At 67.8% G+C, this 17,824-nt stretch carries 9 protein-coding genes; 6 read left to right on the top strand and 3 right to left on the bottom strand.

Annotated features, from left to right (window positions below; genetic code table 11):
* Positions 1-2: 2 nt before the first annotated feature.
* A complete protein-coding gene (locus VT03_RS27110) occupies positions 3-536 on the bottom strand; it encodes a molybdopterin-dependent oxidoreductase (RefSeq protein WP_075095904.1) in 534 nt (177 codons plus the stop codon).
* 60 nt (positions 537-596) lie between these two features.
* Positions 597-1,565, bottom strand: coding sequence for a DUF1559 domain-containing protein (locus VT03_RS27105; protein ID WP_075095903.1), 969 nt, complete (start codon positions 1,563-1,565; stop codon positions 597-599).
* A gap of 377 nt (positions 1,566-1,942) precedes the next feature.
* Here VT03_RS27105 and VT03_RS27100 point away from each other — a divergent pair, with 377 nt between their 5' ends.
* From VT03_RS27100 to VT03_RS27090, 3 genes are all read left to right on the top strand, one after another.
* Positions 1,943-2,599 carry an RraA family protein gene (locus VT03_RS27100; protein ID WP_231870530.1) on the top strand — a complete coding sequence of 219 codons (657 nt, stop codon included), beginning with the start codon at positions 1,943-1,945 and terminating at the stop codon, positions 2,597-2,599.
* A gap of 203 nt (positions 2,600-2,802) precedes the next feature.
* Positions 2,803-3,237 carry a PEGA domain-containing protein gene (locus VT03_RS27095; protein WP_075095902.1) on the top strand — a complete coding sequence of 145 codons (435 nt, stop codon included), beginning with the start codon at positions 2,803-2,805 and terminating at the stop codon, positions 3,235-3,237.
* A gap of 160 nt (positions 3,238-3,397) precedes the next feature.
* The gene (locus VT03_RS27090) at positions 3,398-3,943 is read left to right on the top strand and encodes a hypothetical protein (protein WP_075095901.1); all 546 of its coding nucleotides are present in this window, start codon (positions 3,398-3,400) and stop codon (positions 3,941-3,943) included.
* A 76-nt stretch (positions 3,944-4,019) separates the two neighbouring features.
* Here the strand turns inward: VT03_RS27090 and VT03_RS27085 are convergent, their stop codons facing one another.
* Positions 4,020-4,706 carry a response regulator transcription factor gene (locus tag VT03_RS27085; RefSeq protein WP_075095900.1) on the bottom strand — a complete coding sequence of 229 codons (687 nt, stop codon included), beginning with the start codon at positions 4,704-4,706 and terminating at the stop codon, positions 4,020-4,022.
* 403 nt (positions 4,707-5,109) lie between these two features.
* On the opposite strand from VT03_RS27085, the gene VT03_RS27080 reads away from it, so the two are divergent.
* The 3 genes from VT03_RS27080 (at position 5,110) to VT03_RS27070 (ending at position 17,580) form a co-directional block, all read left to right on the top strand.
* Entirely contained in the window at positions 5,110-8,490 is a 3,381-nt protein-coding gene (locus VT03_RS27080; protein WP_075095899.1) for a hypothetical protein, read from the top strand.
* Positions 8,491-8,554: 64 nt separating this feature from the next.
* On the top strand, positions 8,555-16,588 hold the full coding sequence (locus tag VT03_RS27075; protein ID WP_075095898.1) for a hypothetical protein: 8,034 nt from the start codon (positions 8,555-8,557) through the stop codon (positions 16,586-16,588).
* Positions 16,588-17,580: an endonuclease V gene (locus VT03_RS27070; protein WP_075095897.1), complete on the top strand. Its 993-nt coding sequence runs from the start codon at positions 16,588-16,590 to the stop codon at positions 17,578-17,580. The genes VT03_RS27075 and VT03_RS27070 overlap by 1 nt, the downstream gene beginning before the upstream one ends.
* Positions 17,581-17,824 lie beyond the last annotated feature (244 nt).

Genomic DNA, 17,824 nt, shown 5'->3' with positions numbered 1-17,824 from the left:
CCCTATCGGTCCTGCGCCGGACGGACAAGCTGCGCGCTGTCGAGCACTCGGATCCGCGCCACGTTGCGGACCCAGCGGGAGTGGCGTTTGTCTCCCTCCACGATGACCCGGTACGGCCCCGTCTCCGCGGCGAGCGGCATGCCGTCGATCCGGTCGGCGAGCAGGATCTTCCGGTCCGTGAACTTGGGCGAGAGCTCTCCGATCGAATAGGCGACGCTGTAGCCGTCCGCCCCTTCGATGGTGACGAGTTCCCTCATCCGCGGTCCACGGAGGTCCTCGCCGGTCGAGACCTCGACCCGCTTCAGCAGTTCATGGATCTCGACCCCTTCGAAGCGATGCTCCTGGCCGTCGCGGTCCTTGGCGGTGAGGGTCGCGCGGGGGGCGTCGGCCAGGCTCTGGGCGGTCAGCGTTGCCGATTTCCCCTGCACGTTCGTGATCGTCACCTCGACGGGTCCGTCGGCCCCGGCAGGATTCGGACAGACGATCGTCAGAAGGAGAAGAGTTGAGAACGTCCAGAGGCGGGCGAGTGAGTTCATGGGGGGCGGGGGGAGGCAGTTCGAGGTCTTGACGAAACCGGTGGCCAACGAGGAGCGGCTTTAGAAGTCGCCGAGCGGCTCTCTTCCAGAGCGTGTCCCGACGGCCCGGTAGACGTCCATGGAGATGTTCTCGTTGATGGACCGGACGGAGCCGTCCGCCAGGGCGAACTGGGCCACGCCGGCGTGCTGGCTGCCGAAGCTCCCGGCCCGCATCGCATCGTAGGTGTTCGTGAAGTCGGTCTGCGAAACCCCGCCCTTTCCGGCGAAGTCGAACGGCAGGCGGTAGTTGATCGGGCCGAAGGTGCTGAGGGTCACGTCGCTCAGCCCGTACATGCCCCCCGAGGGAGCCCACCAGCCCCACTGCCCCATCGGCTCGATGACCCAGGCGGACGCGACGAACGTGTCGTAGTTCGCGTCGATGTGGTTCCGCTCTCCCAGGAGGAGGGTGTTGCTCGTGCCGTCCGTCACGTCGGCGATCCGGACCACGGGAAAAGTCGGGGTCGACGATCCGCTGGGGACGAAGATCCCATCCCCTTTGATGGCCGCCGGCGGATGCGTTTGGGAGCCGCCGTTCCCCGCGTAGCTCCCGATGCCGTAATAGCGGCTGCTGGAGACGACCGGGTTCTGCGGAATGACGTCCGAGGGACAGAGCAGGACCGGAAGGACCCGCGCCGTGAGGGCCGAGGCGCCGCCGTTGGCGTTGGCCAGCGGTTCGGCGAAGTCCCACTGGTTGTAGAGGGCGGACTGGTCGAGCTGAGGAAGGAGCTGGACGAACATGGACCAGCCCCGCACCTTGGGAGTAGGGACGAAGTTGATCCGGACCTGCCCCGGAGGGAAGCAGCCGACCGCCGACTCATAGTTGTGAACGGCGAGAGCGATCTGCTTGAGGTTGTTGCCGCACTGGCTGCGGCGGGCTGCCTCCCGCGCCTGCTGAACTGCGGGGAGCAGGATGGCCACGAGAACGGCGATGATGGCGATGACGACGAGCAGCTCAATCAGCGTGAACCCGTCGCGATGTCGAAGACCCATTTCAGTTCGTTTCCATCGAAGACATGATCGTGCCATGCGACGGCACAATCATGACACTGGCAGACCAGACGGGCAATCTTGGGGCGGCTACGGAGAACCGAACTCGACAGCGGGAAACTTGCGACGAGCGGGATAAACACCAAGACACCAAGGGGGCACCAAGAACACAAAGGACTCAGTCTTACGGATAGACCTTGGTGGCCTTGGTGTCGTCTTTGTGTCTTGGTGTTTAACTCTGCCCCCTCCGTTTCATCGAGAAGCTCCGATCGGTTCGATGTTCACCGTTTTGGCGGTGGGCTATCTTCCCCGGCTCGACGAACGATTCTCCCCGAGGCCGCGCCGCACCGGGGACCTGATGACCGTGGGAGTGAGTGAACGTGGCGGAACCGATCACCCTGGGAATGATGCGGGAGTCTCTGTATGCGGCCGTCGTGGCGGACGCCCTGGACTCCGTGGGCCTGCGGAACCAGTCGCCCCGCGTCCCCCTGCGGCCGCTGACGGTCGAAAAGACACTGGTGGGACGGTGCCGGACGACCCTCTGGGCCGACATGTACCATCCGGACCCGCATCCCTATGCCCTGGAGCTGCAGGCCCTCGACGCCTGCCAGCCGGACGACGTCATGATCTGCGCAGCGGGAGGCTCGATGCACTCGGCGCTGTGGGGCGAACTCCTCTCCACCGCCGCCCGCAACGGCGGCTGCGTCGGAGCGATCGTCGACGGGGCGACGCGGGACATCGCCAAGATTCGCGAAATCGACTTCCCGGTCTACGCCCGCGGAACTTCGGTCTATGACAGCCTCCATCGCCAGCGGGTCATCGACCTCGATGTGACGGTCGAGATCGGCGGCGTGAAGTTCGCGCCGGGAGATCTCGTCTTCGCCGACATCGACGGGATCGTCTGCGTCCCCAAGGAGGTCGAAGACGAGGTGATCAGCCGGGCGTGGGCCAAGGTCCACACCGAAAACGCGATCCGCGACTCGATCCGCGGCGGGATGAAGGCGACGACCGCCTTTGAAACGTACGGCGTGCTGTAGGGGGATTCCCGGCGGAGACCGAGACGAAGTGGTGGCAGGCCGCGTCTCCGCAAGCCATTCCAAGGCAATCCCTTAAGGCACAACACCAGCCTCGGCCGGTCGCAGGAACTTCGTCTAGCCCCCATCTGCGGCTGTCGAATACCCTTCGCGGCCTCGGTCACTTCCGCCCCGCCCCTCCTCGCCCCTCCCCTGTCCTGCCGAGAATGGATTCCCGGTCTCGACTGTCGATCGTCCTGCTGCTGCTCGCCCCCGCGCTCACGGGGTGCTGGTCGGTCAGCCGGCGGATCACGGTCCGTTCCGATCCGCCCGGCGCGCTCGTCGAGGTCAACGGCCGGCGGCTCGGGCTGGCGCCGGTCTCGATGGACTTCACCTACTACGGCGTGAACGACATCACCCTCTCGAAGCCGGGGTTCGAGACGCTGACGGTCCAGCAGCCGGTCCCCCCGCCGTGGTATCAGATCTTCCCGCTGGACCTCGTCTCGGACAATTTCCTTCCGGCCCGGGTCACGAACCGGCACGACTTCACCTACCGCCTCGCGCCGATGGCGGGATCAGGCGGGCCGGCCGACGCGAACAACGAGGAATTCCTCCGCGAGCGGGGGCAGAACTTCCGCTCGCAGAGCCAGTTCGGGAACTGACCGGAAGCCGGCGTCTGTCGCGGTGGCTGTCGGACAGAAGGCCGCGCTCTCGACGCCGTGATACGTCCGATTGCACTTCGATTCGGACCGGGCCACACTCTCTCTTTGCGACACGAGCTCGTTGCGACACCAGACGCCGAGCGGGGCACACGAGAGACTGATGGACTTTTCCTCACCGAATCCGGAGCAGGCCTTCGCCCGGCTCTGGAACGCCGTCAGCATCGCCCGCCCGGTCCACTACTCCCTCTTCACCTTCGGTGAGTCGGAGATGCCGTACTACCTGGTTGTCGACTCGAAGTCGGGGTCCGACCTCGTCACCGTCGCCGAAGGAACGGTCCGCGTCACGCGTCCGCTGATCATCACGCCGGACAACGCCGACCCGGCGTTCGAGAACTTTTTTGACGGAGACGACGACGCCGTCGGCCGGATGGCGAGCTTCCTCCTCTCCCGCCAGGCCGCGTTCTCGCATCTGCGGTTCAACAACCAGGAGCGGCGCGGCCGCCAGGTCTCGGACAGCGTCGAAGAGATGGTCGCCAAGCTGAACCGGCAGCTCGACGCCGAAGAAGAGGACCACGTGGCAATCCTGACCGCCCCGCACGGGCTGGGGGGGATCGCGGTCTTCCGTTACGCGACGGAACGGGTCATGCGCAGCGCCCGCGACAACATCCAGGAACTGCGGGAACGCGGGTTTCTCCCATCTGAATGAGAGACGTTTCGCCCGGGCCGCCACTGGGAGTTAAGGCGCTCAATCTGTCGCAGACGTCCACGCCGACAGGCAGCGGTCACGACGCGATCGGCACGTCCGTCCGCAGGACATATCCCTTGCCCCGGACGGTGTGGATCAGCGGGCTCGGGAAGTCGCGGTCGATCTTGTTCCGCAGCCGGTTGATGTGGACCTCGATGACGTTGGTGACCCCCTCCCAGTTCGCATCCCACAGGTGCTCACAGAGCATCTTGCGGGTCACGACCTGCCCGACGTTGTTGAGGAGGAACTCCAGCAGGCTGAATTCCGTGGGGGTGAGTTCAATCTCCTTCCCGTCCCGTGTCACGCGGCGGAGCGACATGTTGAGCGTCAGGCTCCCGACCGACATCACGGACGACTGGAGATGGTGCGACCGCCGGCTGACCGCATGCAGGCGCGCCAGCAGTTCGGCGAACTCGAATGGCTTCACGAGGTAGTCGTCGGCCCCGGCGTTGAGGCCGTTGACGCGATCCTCCACCGATCCCATCGCGGTCAGGATGATGACCGAGGTCCGGATTCCCTGGGCGCGAATCGTTTTGAGGAGCTCCAGACCGGTCAGATCCGGAAGCATGAGGTCCAGGACGATCGCGTCGAACTTCTGCGCCTGGGCGAACTCCAGCCCCCGGCGGCCGTTTCGGGTCCAGTGACAGACGTACCCCTTTTCGAGGAGGCCCCGTTCAATGGCCTTGCCGAGCACGGCGTCGTCTTCGATGACCAGCAGGTTCATGGCCTGACTCACAGTGTCCAACTCCGGCAGCGGTCGGAAGTTCCGAAACTTCGTCCAGCTTACGCAGGAATCCTGAGTCCTCCCAAATGTTGAGATGTCATTTTCGAGATTTTCGCATCGACTGCATCACAAATCCTGAACTTTTCGAATCTTGCCGCGCGTCGAAGCTGGTGGGAATATCGAGACTTCAATATTGCCCATCTCGTACAGATAACGCATCCTGTGCAACCGGACTGACTTTCAGCGGGTCGTCACTTTGCGGGGCGGAGCGGTTGGAGCGAAATCGTTCCAAAACCATTGCGCCCCCGGAGTTTCCGCTGCGAGACGCCTGCTCGCAGCGAGGAATGATCCTCCGCTGGAGTTCAGTCCTGCACGAATCGGACTTCGAACAAGGTCGCAGTCGATGGAACGATCCTTCCGCGGAATTCTGGCTTTCCTGACCGTTCTTTCGGCCCTCGTCCTCGCGCCCCCGGCTCCCGCCCGGGCTCAGGCGCCCCCCGAGACGCCTCCGGCCGCGGCGGCGGAACCGAAAGGGGTCGACCGGACGATCTATCTTCCGTTCCGGGACCTCTGGAAGGTCTTCGAGAAGCAGACGGCGACCGTCGTGCTCCCGTATCAGGAGTACCTCGATCTGAAGAAGCGGGCGGACGCCGCGCCGACCGAAGGCCAGAGCCTGAAGGCGGTGATCACCGAGGCCAATTACGCGGTCAAGGTCGAAGGGGATCTGGCCCGGATCACGGTGACGCTCAAGATCAACGTCCTCGGCAAGCCGTGGGTCGAACTGCCGCTCCGCTTCGGCGATGCCGCGGTCGGAAAGGTCGAAGGGGGCGAGAAGGTTGTCCTTCGCGGGACCGAAACCGGGGCCTACTCCCTGATGCTGGGGACCGCCGGCGAGCAGACGGTCAAACTCGAGCTGTCGACGAAGATCCAGACTTCTCCGAACGGCCGGGAGATCGCGATCGAGGCCCCGCCGGTCGGAATCACGAATTTCGAGATCGCCATCCCGGAAGAGGGCCAGGCGATCGACGTCACCCCCAAGGTCGTAACGCTGCCGGTTGAAGCGGCCGCGGGAACGACGCAATTCAAGGCGAGCCTGGGATCGACCAACCGCATCGCCGCCCGCTGGTATCCCAAGGCGAGCATGAAGCCGGAGATGGATCTCCTGACGAGCGTCGACAACCGGACCAAGGTCACGATCGACGAAGGGCTCGTGCATCACGACGCCTATCTCACCTACGAGATTCTGCGGGGGACGATCTCCGAGCTGCGGATCGCGGTTCCCAAATCCCACCGCATCCTGGACGTCGCCTCCGATGCGAAACTCAAGGGCTGGCAGGTCAAGAACGATCCGAGCCGGCAGGTCATCACCGTCGAGCTGCTCTCTCCGCGGGAAGGCCGGGTCCAGGTCGAAGTCCACACCGAGAGCAAGCTTCCGGCCGATCCCTTCCCCGTGCTCGGGACGACCGCCGAGGCGGCGGTGAACGGGATCCATCCGCTGGACGTCGTCCGCGAGAGCGGGCAGGTGGCGATTCGACAGTCCTCCGACCTGACGCTCGCGGTCGTCGAGCAGCAGGGGGTGACCCGGATCGACGCTGCCGAGCTCGATGACCGGCTGAAGGGGGACGGAGTCGTCGGCTTCCGCTATTACAACCCGCAGGTGACGCTGCGGGTCCAGGCCCGCCCGATCGAGCCGCGGATCCTTGTCGATCACGCCGCTTCGATCGCCTTCGTCGAGGACGAGGTCCGGGTCGAATCGGTCTTCCGGCATGTCGTCGACCGCGCCGGGGTGTTCCAGCTGCAGTACCGCCTTCCCGATGAGCTGGTCGTTGACGCCGTCGAAGCCCCGGCGATGAAGGAATTCTCGGTCGACGCGGCCACCAAGACCCTGACGGTCGCCTTGCGGGAAAAGACGCAGGGAGCGATCGACGTCACGGTCCGGGCCCACCGCAACTACGCCGCCGGGATGGAGCCGGCCGAACTGGCCCTCCCGATCATTGAGCCGCTGGCGGTCGAGCGGGAAACCGGCACGGTCCGGGTTTACGCCCGGGAGTCGGTCGAAGTCCTCGTCAATGAGAAGGGACTCGTCTCCGCCCAGCCGGTGCCGCTGAGCGGGAACGCCCAGCTCGGGGACGCCAAGCTGAACTCGACGTGGGCCTTCACTCGTCGGCCGGTCACCATTCCCGTGACGACGCGGCGGAAGGCGACCCGCATCTCGGCCGAAGTCGCCACGAAGGCGACGGTGAAGCCGGAGCTGGTCGATGTCGAAACGCGCCTCACCTATCTCGTCCAGTATTCGGGGATCGACACGTTCCGTCTCCTGACCCCCGCCGCGGTCCAGGACCGGATCCAGATCGTGGCGGCCCCCGGCTCGGCGGTGGCGATCAAGCAAAAGACCTCGGGCGACGCCGCGGACGGCTGGGTCCCGTGGACGATCATCATGCAGCGGGAAGTGACCGGCCCGGTCTCCTTCCTGATCCAGTACGACCTCAAGTCGGCCGCCGGTGAGGCGGGCGCCGCGCGGTCCAGCAAAATCGAACTGGTCCGGCCGCTCGGCTACGAGAAGGGGGACGCCAAGACGCCCCTGTCGAGCGTCGAAGGAGAGATGACGGTCTTCAAGGACGACTCCCTGGCGGTCTCGGCTGATGCTGCCGGCGGAGATGTCGAGGCGATCGACGTCCGCGAGCTCCAGCACCTTCCGCAGGATGGAACGCTGGCCTTCCGCTATTTCGACCAGCCGGCCGACGCAGCGATCGTGGTCACCCTGGAGCACTCGAAGTTCGACATCCAGCCGGTCGTCCCGACGATCGTCTCCCGTTCGCTGGCGGAGATCGTGATCGGCGAAGGACAGGACGCGACCTACTGCGTCCAGTACCAGCTCAAGACCTCGGAACGGCAGCGGCTGCTCGTGCAGCTTCCGCTCGGCCCGCAGCTCCTGGGGGTCTATGTCGGCAACTCGGAGGTCCGCCTCGAGAAGGCCGAGATCGGCGAGAAGCAGAAGGTCGGCGAGAGCTGGGAGCCGTTCTGGCTCAATGTCATCCGCAAGGGACGCGTGGAAGACGAGTTCGTCGTCACGTTCCACTTCCAGTGGGGAGTCAATCCGAGCCTGGGCGAAAGCCGCGGCGGGCGGGGCCGGCTGCTGCTGCCGCTGCCGGTCCTCGGCGGCGCCGAAGCCCGCGTGCCGGTCCAGCACCAGAAGGTCGCGGTCTACGCTCCCCGGAAGTACTCGCTCGTCGGCGATCCGAATCCGTTCCAGATCGAGCGGAAGCGGTCGCTGTGGGACGCCCTGTTCGGCCGCGGTCCTTCCGCCGAGCTCGACTCGCACCGGGAGTCCTCGTTCATCTCCTCGCCCGCCGGACAGGTCTCGATCCCGCTCCCGACCGAAGGCCGGAACGTCACGGTCTACTCCAACCTCGGCGGGGCGGAGTCGATCCGGATCGCGTGGTGGCACAACGTCACGATCGCGGTGGTCCTGTCGACGGTCGTGGCGATCGTCGGTCTGATCCTGATCCGGACGTCGTGGGAGAACAAACTCACGATCCTCCTGATCGCCCTCCTGGTCTGTTCGCTCTACGCCCTCAACGATCCGCACACGCTGTATCACGTCCTGGCGGCCGCCCGCTACGGGCTGGCGTTCCTGCTGCTCCTGTGGGTCGTGCACGCCCTCTTCGCCCTGACGCGTTCCGGAACCACGCCCCCCGCGAGTCCGCCGCCGTCGACACCCCCTGCCCCGCCCCCCGCGCGGGACGTTCCTCCGGGAGAGCCTCTCCCGGCGTCCGCCGTCTAAGCCTTCGATGGAGAACCGTCCCGCCGCCTGTCTCGTCTGCACCGCTCATCGAAGGCTCGATGCCATGTCCGCCAAAACGCTTCTCCTGCTCCTCCTTGGATTGGCCCTCGGCCTGCCCGGAGCGACGGCCCGTGCCCAGGACGCCGAATCGACGCTCCCCCGCGAGATCGGCGGCTACCGGCTGCTCTACGTGCCGGTCGACAGTCTCGACGCCGTGATCGCCCGCGATGCCCGGGGGGTCTTCCTGCCGCAGGACGAGTTCCGCAAGCTCGTCGAAGCGGCCCGGACCAACTCCGAGGCGGTCGCTTCCCTCCCCCGGACCGCCGTCCTCTCGGACACGCGGTACCGCGCGGAGATCCGCGACGATCAGCTCGTCGTGACGGTCACCTCCCGGATCCAGACGCACCACGGCGGCTGGACCGACTTGAAGCTGCCGATCGGCGGCCTGTCGATCGAGTCCGTGCAGATCAACGACGGCCCGGCGGCGGTCTCGCGCGACGGCGAGAACAAGGACCTGCTACACCTGTTCCTCGACAAGGCCGGGATTCATCCTCTCAAGCTCGTTGCCTCCGCTCCTCTCGTGGCGACCGGAAGCGACCGGGCGGTCGGCTTCTCACTCCTTCCGGCCGCCTCGGCCGAGATGACGGTCAGCGCCCCCGCGCAGCGGTTCCTGACCGTCGACGGCCAGCAGCTCCAGCGTCCCGGGGAGAAGGACCAGGCAGCCGAGTATGTCTTCCCCGTCGGCGGACGGGAGCGGATCCAGCTCACCTTCACCGGCCGGCAGGCGACCGATCGGAAGGATGCCCTCACGCTGGCCAACACGGCGTTCGGCCTGCGGGTCACGCCGGGTGACGTCACCTGGTCCGCCAGCACGCGGATCCAGGTCTTCGGCCGGGCGCTGAACCGCCTCACGTGCGTCGTCCCCAAGAAGCTCGAGATCACCCGCGTCGACTCGACGGGCCTGGAGGCGTGGGAGCTGACCGACACCCCCGATTCCCCCGGGACGACCACGATCACCCTCAACTACCGCCAGCCGATCGAAGGGGATCGGACCATCACCTTCCAGGGGGTGGTCCAGGTCGAGCCGGGGAAGCCGTGGGAGGTCCCGACGCTGGAAATCGAAGGGGTCGCCTCGCACGTCGGCATCGTGCGGGTCGAGTTCCCGCAGGGGGTCCGGGTCCGGACCGAGAAGACCGCCGGGGTGCGGCAGATGAGCGAAGAGGACCTGGCGAAGCAGGCCTTCGCCCAGACCGGCCCCGCCTCCGACCAGCGGCTGGCGTTTCAGGTCTGGAAGCCCGATTTCCAGCTCTCGTTCTCGACCGAAGCCAAGGCCCGCGAGCTCCAGGCGGCGGTCACGAACCTCCTGACCTTCACCGAGACCGGGATCGACATGATCGCGGTCGGGACGATCGAGACCCGCTTCGCGCCGCTCTTTGAAGTGCAGGTCTCCGTCCCCGCGGCGTGGCAGATCCTGGCGACGCAGGTCGACGGACAGACGATCGACCACCAGATGCTCCCCAGCGACGCCGGAACGCAGCTCATCCGGATTCCCCTCCCCGCCCCGCTCCTCCCGGGCCAGACCCGGACGGTCCAGATCTCGACCCGGTTGATCCCCGAGACGTGGCCCCCAGAGGAGACGGAACAGCGGCTCCCCCTCCCCGAGATCCGGTTCCCGCAGGCGGGAGTCGTCGAAGGGCTGTACGGGATCGGAGTCGCCGCGGGTCTCGACGTCGTCCCGGCCGAAGTGGTCGGACTCGACCTGGCCCGGGCCAACGACCTCGAGATCCTGCGGCAGAAGTTCGCCGCCCTCTCGGCCGGGCTGCGGCACGGCTTCACCTACCAGGACGGGCGGGCGGCGGGGCAACTGACGCTCAAGCGACAGCCGCCACGGCTGACCGCGAGCACGCGAACCTACGTGCGGCTCGAACGAACGAGTCTCTTTTCGCACATCGAGTCGGATCTCACGCTCCAGGGGGGCGGCGCCCGAAGGCTGTCGCTGACGCTTCCCGAATCGGCCGGGACCGATCTCCGGTTCCAGGTCGTCAGCGGGACCGCCGCCGCGCCGACAGACGTCGTGCCGGTGATCGAACAGACGAGCAGCGAGCCGGTCAACGGCCTCCGCACCTGGTCGCTCCGGTTCGACCGGTTCCTCGTCGGGCCGCACCTGCTGACAGTCGACCTGCGGACCCCCAAGCCGGCCGGGGTTCTGACCGCGCCGGTGCTCAGCGTCCTCTCGGCCGAACGGGAGAGCGGCTACGTCGCGATCGAGGCGGCGGAAGAGCAGTTCCTCACCATTCAGGCGGTCGACGCCAACGGGCGGCCCCTGCCGGGGATCGACCCGGTCGACATGCCGGCCGGGTTCTACGCTCCCCAGGAGCGAGTCGTCTCCGCCTTCTTCGCCGACCGCGGCGGATGGCAGGTCGGAATTCAGGAGCAGCGGTTCGGCCGCACCGCCATTCCGACGGCGGTCGTTCACCAGGCCCGGCTCGCCAGCGTCCTGGAGGAGGACACCCGGTGGCAGCACCAGGCGGAAGTCGTGTACTCCGCCGTCGGAATCCAGTCGCTCAAGATCACGATGCCGGCAGCCGAGCTGTGGGGAGCGACGATCGACGGCCACGCGGTTGAGATCCGCCGCCGGGGGAACGACTTCGTCGTGCCGCACGATCCGGCGGGCGGAGAAGCCCAGCACACGCTCAAGCTCCTCTACCGCTCGGCCCGGACCGAATCCGATCCCGTGCCGGACTCGAACCGGATCGTCCACCATCCTCCGGTCATTCAGGCGATCGACGGGGCGGGACGGGAACAGCCGCTCGAGGCGCTCCAGCAGTCCTGGACGCTGCACTACCCCCGCGACCTGGCGCTCGTGGAGAGCCACGGGACGTTCCGGCCGCAGGGGGAGCTCCATTCGCTCGGCTGGCTGGACGGCGTCTGGCGGATGCTCCGGCGCCAGGCTCCGCGGAATGTCCCGTCGATGCTCACGGTCGCGGCCCTCATCTTCGGCGCCGCTTTCCTGCTGCGATGGATCTTCTCCCTGGCGACGACCGCTCGGCCGAACTGGCGGTACGTCGGCATCGCGGCTGGATCCCTTCTGGTTCTCGGGATGTGCTTCCTGATGCTGCTCCCCGCGGTCCAGCAGTCGCGGGAGGCGGCGCGACGATCGAGCCTCGCCACCACGGCGAGCCCGAAGGCCCTCCCGCAGGCGCACTTTGAAATGGACGTGGACATCCCCGCCAAACCGGTGACGGAAGAGCTGGCGAGGCCGCGGCAGTACAGTGAGCCGGCGGCGGACGGGGCGATGTTCGGCGGAGTGCCCGGCGGACAGCCGATGCCCCCTCCCCCTCCCTCGCCGGAGTCGCCTGTTCCGCAGTCGGCCGCTCCCAAGGACTTCTTGTCGGAATTCAAAGCAGAGATCCGGGACGAGTCCCGCAGCATGATCGACCGTAAACGGAACGTAGTCGCCCCCCGGGGCGGCGCAGAACCCGCCAACGGCCCCGCGGCTCCCTCGAGCATTCCCTCGATCGTCCAGACGGCGCCCCAGCGGCCGTCCGATGCTCCTCAGGCCTCCCCGCCCGGTCCCCCCGCCGCCACGCCGGCCCCCGTCACTCCCGAGGAAGCCGAGGGAACGGTCCGGTGGCGAAAGTCCGGCAAGGGCTTCGCGAACGCGGCGGGGCTGCTCTCCCTGAACGCCTCCCTGACGATTCCGCCGGACTCCGCGAGCGTCGAGTTCTCCCACCGTGGGGAGGACGGCGTCAGCGGCGGCTCCGCGGCGACGACTCCCGCCCTCGACGTCCGCTATCAGCGCCGCGACCAGGTCCGCGCCGGGAGCTGGTTCGTCGCGGCGGTGATCCTCTTCCTGACGTGGCTCCTCCGCCGGTGGCGCGGGCCGCTGCTCCTGGCGACGCTCCTGCTCATCGTCCTGCCGATCGCCCTGGCTCCCGTGGCTCCCGCGACCGCTCAGGAATTCCTGGACGGGGCCTGCGCCGGCGGGATCGGCGGGTTGCTCCTTCTGGCTCTCGTCCGAGCCGTCCCCGCGATCGCCGGCTGGCGGCCGACCCGGCTGGCAAAGACGGTCTTCCCTCTCGCAATCGGGGGAGCTGCCCTGCTCTCCCTTCTCGGAGGCGAAGCTCGCGCGCAAGACGCCGACGTCGACCGCCAGGCCCTCGTCGTTCCCTACAACGGCGAGGACCCGCTGACGGCGTTCCGCGTCTTCCTCCCGCAGGAGACGTACCTCAAGCTCTCCCAGCAGGCCAAGCCGACCGAAGCATCGTCGGAACCGGCTCCGCTGGAGGCGACGATCTCCGAGGCGCTGTACGTCGTCACCTCCGCTCCCGGCGACAATCCGTCGGCGCTCGTCAAGGCGCGGTTCCTCCTCGAAGGATTCCGCAAACACCAGATCCGGCTCCCCCTCCCGTTTGAAGGGGGCGCGATCCAGTCGGCGGTCCTCGACGGAGCCCCGGCCCCCCTCGCCGTAGACGGGGCGCGGCCCGTCCTGATTCTCGACAAGCCGGGACGGCACGTCCTCGACGTCGAGTTCCGCACGGCCCTCGAAACGACCGGACCGGCGGGACGGATTGCCGTGAAGCTCCATCCCGTCCCCGCCGCCCGGCTGACCTTCGAGCTCCCGACCCCCGATCTCGAATTCCGCCTGACCGGCTCCTCCGGCCAGTTCCGCAAGGGGACCGTCGACGGCAAGACGGTCGTCGAGGCCCCAGTCGATCAGGGTGGCGAGATCGCCCTCGCCTGGCAGCCGAAGCAGGTCAAGGGGATCGACTCGGCCATCGTCCAGGTGGAAAGCTCCACGATCGCCTCGTTCGACGACGCCGGCCTGCAGTCGAGCCACGCGTTCGGCATCAGCGTCCGCCAGGGAACGATCTCCGACCTTGTCTTCAGCCTCCCCGCCGAGATGAGCCTCAAGAAGCTCCGCGGGGACGACGTCAGCGGATGGGAGACCAACGGCGAAGGAGCGGACCGGACGCTCAAGGTCTTCTTCCGGCAGCCGATCGACCGTCAGACCCGGATCGTGGTCGAGCTGTTCCGGACATTCGACGCGGACGCCGCCACACCTCTCACCGTCCCCGAGGTCGCGCCGCGCGACGTCTCCCGCGACTCCGGACAGGTCGGCCTCTTTACCACCTCCTCGCTGGGACTGCGGGTCCGCGAGGCGACCGGGGTCGTCCAGACCGACGCGGGGAAGTTTCAGCCGGCGGCCGAACTGGCCCGTCCGGAAGGGACGCCGCAGACCGCCTACCGGTTCAGCGCCCGCCCGGCCCGGATCGTCGTCGAACCGTTCCGGCGGCCGCGGGAAACGACCGTGACTGCCGAGCACGGCGTCCGCATCGGACTGCGGAAGCAGCTCATCGCCAGCCTGTTCCATCTCGACATCGGCGGGACGCCCCAGGGGAGCGTTTCGTTTGAACTCCCGAAGGACTTCCTGGTCATCGACGTCGAATCGGAGACGCCGCTGGCGGACTGGTACACCGCTCCGGCTGCCGCGGACGCCCTGCCGATCCTGACGGTCGAGTTCGCCACACCCCGGACCGGCAAGGTGAGCCTCGCCCTCCAGGGGAAGGTGACGCTGCCGGCCGAAGGGGCGACCATGGACATCCGCGTCCCCCGCCCGCTCGACGCGACCCGCACGACCGCCGCCGTCGGGGTCTGGTTCGACGATCTCTACTCCGCCTCGCTGCGGACGCTCCCCGATCCGTGGCGCCCGCTCCCCTCCGAGCAGGCTCCCGCGGGACTGCGGCAGCTCCACGCCGCCCCGGTCCAGTTCGCCTTCCGCTCGACGAAGCCCGAGGCGCCGGCGGTGACGTTTGACATCGCCCGCAGCGTCCCGCAGCTCTCGGGGGACTCAATCACCCTGACCGCGGTCTCGAACTCCTCGATCGACCACGGGATCACGCTCCGCTGGAAGATCAGCCGGGCCGCGACCGACACGTTCCAGTTCATCACCCCACTCTCGCTCGAGAACCGGCTCCAGTTCACCGACAGCCGGATCCGGCAGGTGACTTCGAGCCGGATCGAGACGGGCCTCCGGTGGACGGTGATCCTCAACGAGCCGGTCCGGGATCAGTTCCTGCTCTCGGGGGTCGCCACGCTCCCTCCGGCAGCGGACGAGACGGTGGTCTTCCCCTCGCTCGTGATGGAAGTCCCCAACGCGACCGCCCTGGCGGTCCCCCTGGAGACGCAGCGGCACTTCGGCGTCCTGGTCAACCTTTCGAACCGGCAGCTCGCTCCCGTCAATCCGCAGCAGATCCGGTCGGTCACCCGCTCGGAACTTCCGTTCCGGATCGAGGACACGCTTCTCGAGCAGGCGATGGAAGTCGTCGAGCTCCCGGCGGCGGGGGCCGGAGGCGGCCCCGTCCCGCAGTGGAAGTCACAGCGGGCCGAGGAGGTCCAGACGAACCTCGCGTCGGTGACCGGGACGGAACTCGTGACGGTCTTCAACCATGACGGCAGCTGGCGGACGCGGGCCGAGTACACGATCCGCAGCCGCGGCCAGCAGTTCCTCGGCCTGCGGCTCCCTCCCGCGTCGCGGATCCTGGCGGCGGTCGTCAACGGCCGTCCGGCCCGGACCGTCCGGACACAGGTCGGAGGGGCGGACGCCCAGCTCGTGCCCCTGCCGGCGACCAATGTGTCCGATCTCTCACTGCGGCTCGTCCTGATCCTTGCCGGACACGTCGGCGGGCCATTCGAAGACGCAATCCGCCCGCGGGCGCAGTCGTTCGACATCCCCGCCCCGCACGTCCTCTCGCGGACCGACTCGGCGGAGTTCGGCATGACGGTCGCCCAGACCCTGTGGACGGTCTACGTCCCGGACGACTTCCGCGTCACGCCGATCGAGAACTCGCCGCGGACGAACGTCGCGATCGAGGAGGCGGAGGAGTTCGCCGTGAGCTCGGAGCTCCTCAACGCCCAGCGGCAGCTGACCGACGTCCTCGACCTGCTGCGGGTCTCGAACAGCTCGACGGTCAGCGCGGTCCAGCGCGACAACTCGCGGAGCAACCTCAAGCAGATCGACCTGTCGCTCCAGCAGATTGAGAACAAGTTCCAGCAGTTCCGCGGCGAGGGCCGGGAGCGGTACCTGGAGTTCTTCGAAGGGAACCGGGCGGTGATCGAGCAGGCGCAGCAGGCGGCTCAGCAGGGGGGCGAGGAGGCGCCGAGCCAGCAGCAGGACTCGCAGAGCTTCATTCTGAGCAACACCGTCCGGCTCAACGCCGCCAACGACGACTTCGGCGGGATCGCGAACGGAACGGTCCGCGAACTGGAGACGGAGCAGAAGTTCCGGTTCGCCGTCCCGCAGACGGAGTCGGGCAAGGAGAAGGCCGCCGCCAAGAAGGGGGACGCCGAGTCCTCCCGCGGGAAACTCCGCAGCCAGATTGCCAACCAGTCGCAGATCGACCTGTCGTATCAGAAGGGACAGGCGGTGGGCCAGCAGCCGGGCTCCGGCGGAAACGCGCAGCCCCCTGGCGTTTCCTTTGAGCAGTCGCAGGACCGCAAGCCGCAGTGGGGGGACGCCGCCGGAATGGCGGGAGGCCGAAGCCGGCCGATCTCCGCCGGCGGCGGGATCGAGCTCGACAACTTCTCGCGGCAGAACCGGTGGGAGTCCCAGGCCGGGAGCAAACTGGACGCGAGCAAACTGTCGACGCTCTCCCGCGGCATGGGGGGCGGAGGCTTCGCATCCGACCTCAGCCCGCTGATGGACCAGATCCAGCAGGAGACGGCCGGGACCTGGACGGAGGCGGGCGGCCTGTCGCTCAAGTTTGACCTGCCGACGGCGGGACAGACGCTTCACTTCTCCAAGATCGGGGGGAGCCCCAAGCTCGCGATCGCGGCCCGTCCGCGGCGGGCGTGGGACCTCTTGGCCGGAAGCGCCTGGACGCTCGTCTGGCTCGGCCTGGCGGCGCTGCTGGTCGTGGCGGCCCGCCGGATGGATGTCCGCCGGGGTCTCCTGGCGGCCGCCCCGTATGTGCTGGCCGCGATCGGGGCCGCCTGCTACCTCCTGCTGCCGGGGGATGAGCGGGTCATCGGCATCGCGATCTGGCTGGCGGTCGCGGTGTGGATCGTTTCGACCGCCTTGCCGCGGACCGCCGAGTGATGGCCGAGCACTCGGGAGAGTCCCCCTGGCTCGCCCTCCCGGATCTGGAGCGCGACCTGGCGGAGCGTCTCGACCAGATTCACGCGGGCCGCGCGACCACCTACGGGGCCCTCGCCCGCAGCCTGGGAGACCCGATCGCGGCGCGGTGGGTGGCCGAGTGCCTCCTGACCCACGCTCACACGCCGGAATGCCGATGCCACTGCGTCGTCCGGGCGGGGGGGGACCTCGGCCTTTACGGCGAGGGAGGGACACCGGAGAAGGTGCGGCGGCTCTTGCGGGATGGCGTTCCGGTCCTGGACGAGACGGTTCCGCCCGAATGCCTGCAGAGCGAGTTCGAGGGGCCTGCTCCGCTGCGGGAGCTTCAGGCGTTTCAGGGGAGCGTGTTCCCGCGGCTTGATCTCGCGCGGCCGCTGCCGGGTGAGCCGGGGACGATCGGAGCGCTCGACGTCGCCTATCCGGTTCCGGGATTCGCTCGGGCCGCTTATGTGCTGATGGACGCGGCGACGATGGAGCCGCTGTGGTCGCTGGCGCTCAGCGTACCGGTCCAATTTCCTTATATCACGACGTACCTGACGTTCCGGGAACTTCCCGCCCATGAGGCGATCTGGCGGGAGGTCGTGGCGGCGGGGCGTGTTCCCGACGTGGTGTTCGTTGACGGAACGGGGATCCTGCATCCCCGGCGGGCGGGGATTGCGGCGACCTTCGGGATGTTCGCCCGGGTGCCGACGGTCGGAGTGACCAAGTCCCACCTGACGGGCCGACTTGCCGGGCCGCTCGCGCCGCTGGTCCCTGTGCCGATCCTGGAGGGGGACGAGCTTCTGGGAGCGGCGATCCTGCCGGGGAGCGGGACGGCGAAGCCGGTTTACGTTTCGCCGGGGAACCTGATCCGGGTTGAGGAGGCGACGCGGCTTGTGCTCGGCAGCTTCCGCCAGCACCGGGTGCCGGAGCCGATCTATCTGGCCGACCGGCTCTCGAAGTCCGCGGACGACTGAACACCGCGCGGTCGTCTTGCGCCGCCCCCAAAGGCCGGGTCCAGGGGCACCCTGGTGGGGAGTGCAGAGGGGCAACGCCCCTTTGCCCGCCGGAGGCCCTCTCGTCGAGAGATGTCTGAAGGAGCACGTGTCCAAGCGCGGACACCGTGTCGTATGCCCCCTCACCAACCCGCGAGGATTGCAAAGCCAGCGGTGTGATTGGAGGGAGTCCTCAACGCCGGTCCCACAAAGGGGACGTCCGTTG

This window comes from Planctomyces sp. SH-PL14, assembly GCF_001610835.1.
GTDB lineage: Bacteria > Planctomycetota > Planctomycetia > Planctomycetales > Planctomycetaceae > Planctomyces_A.
Note: the sequence above shows the minus strand (reverse complement) of the source record. Positions and strands in the feature narration are given on the sequence as shown.

Excerpts from the sequence above, each read along its gene's own strand:
- VT03_RS27110 (WP_075095904.1), bottom strand. The coding sequence starts at position 536 with ATGAACTCACTCGCCCGCCTCTGGACGTTCTCAACTCTTCTCCTTCTG.
- VT03_RS27105 (WP_075095903.1), bottom strand. The coding sequence starts at position 1,565 with ATGGGTCTTCGACATCGCGACGGGTTCACGCTGATTGAGCTGCTCGTC.
- VT03_RS27095 (WP_075095902.1), top strand. The coding sequence starts at position 2,803 with ATGGATTCCCGGTCTCGACTGTCGATCGTCCTGCTGCTGCTCGCCCCC.
- VT03_RS27090 (WP_075095901.1), top strand. The coding sequence starts at position 3,398 with ATGGACTTTTCCTCACCGAATCCGGAGCAGGCCTTCGCCCGGCTCTGG.
- VT03_RS27085 (WP_075095900.1), bottom strand. The coding sequence starts at position 4,706 with ATGAACCTGCTGGTCATCGAAGACGACGCCGTGCTCGGCAAGGCCATT.
- VT03_RS27080 (WP_075095899.1), top strand. The coding sequence starts at position 5,110 with ATGGAACGATCCTTCCGCGGAATTCTGGCTTTCCTGACCGTTCTTTCG.
- VT03_RS27075 (WP_075095898.1), top strand. The coding sequence starts at position 8,555 with ATGTCCGCCAAAACGCTTCTCCTGCTCCTCCTTGGATTGGCCCTCGGC.
- VT03_RS27070 (WP_075095897.1), top strand. The coding sequence starts at position 16,588 with ATGGCCGAGCACTCGGGAGAGTCCCCCTGGCTCGCCCTCCCGGATCTG.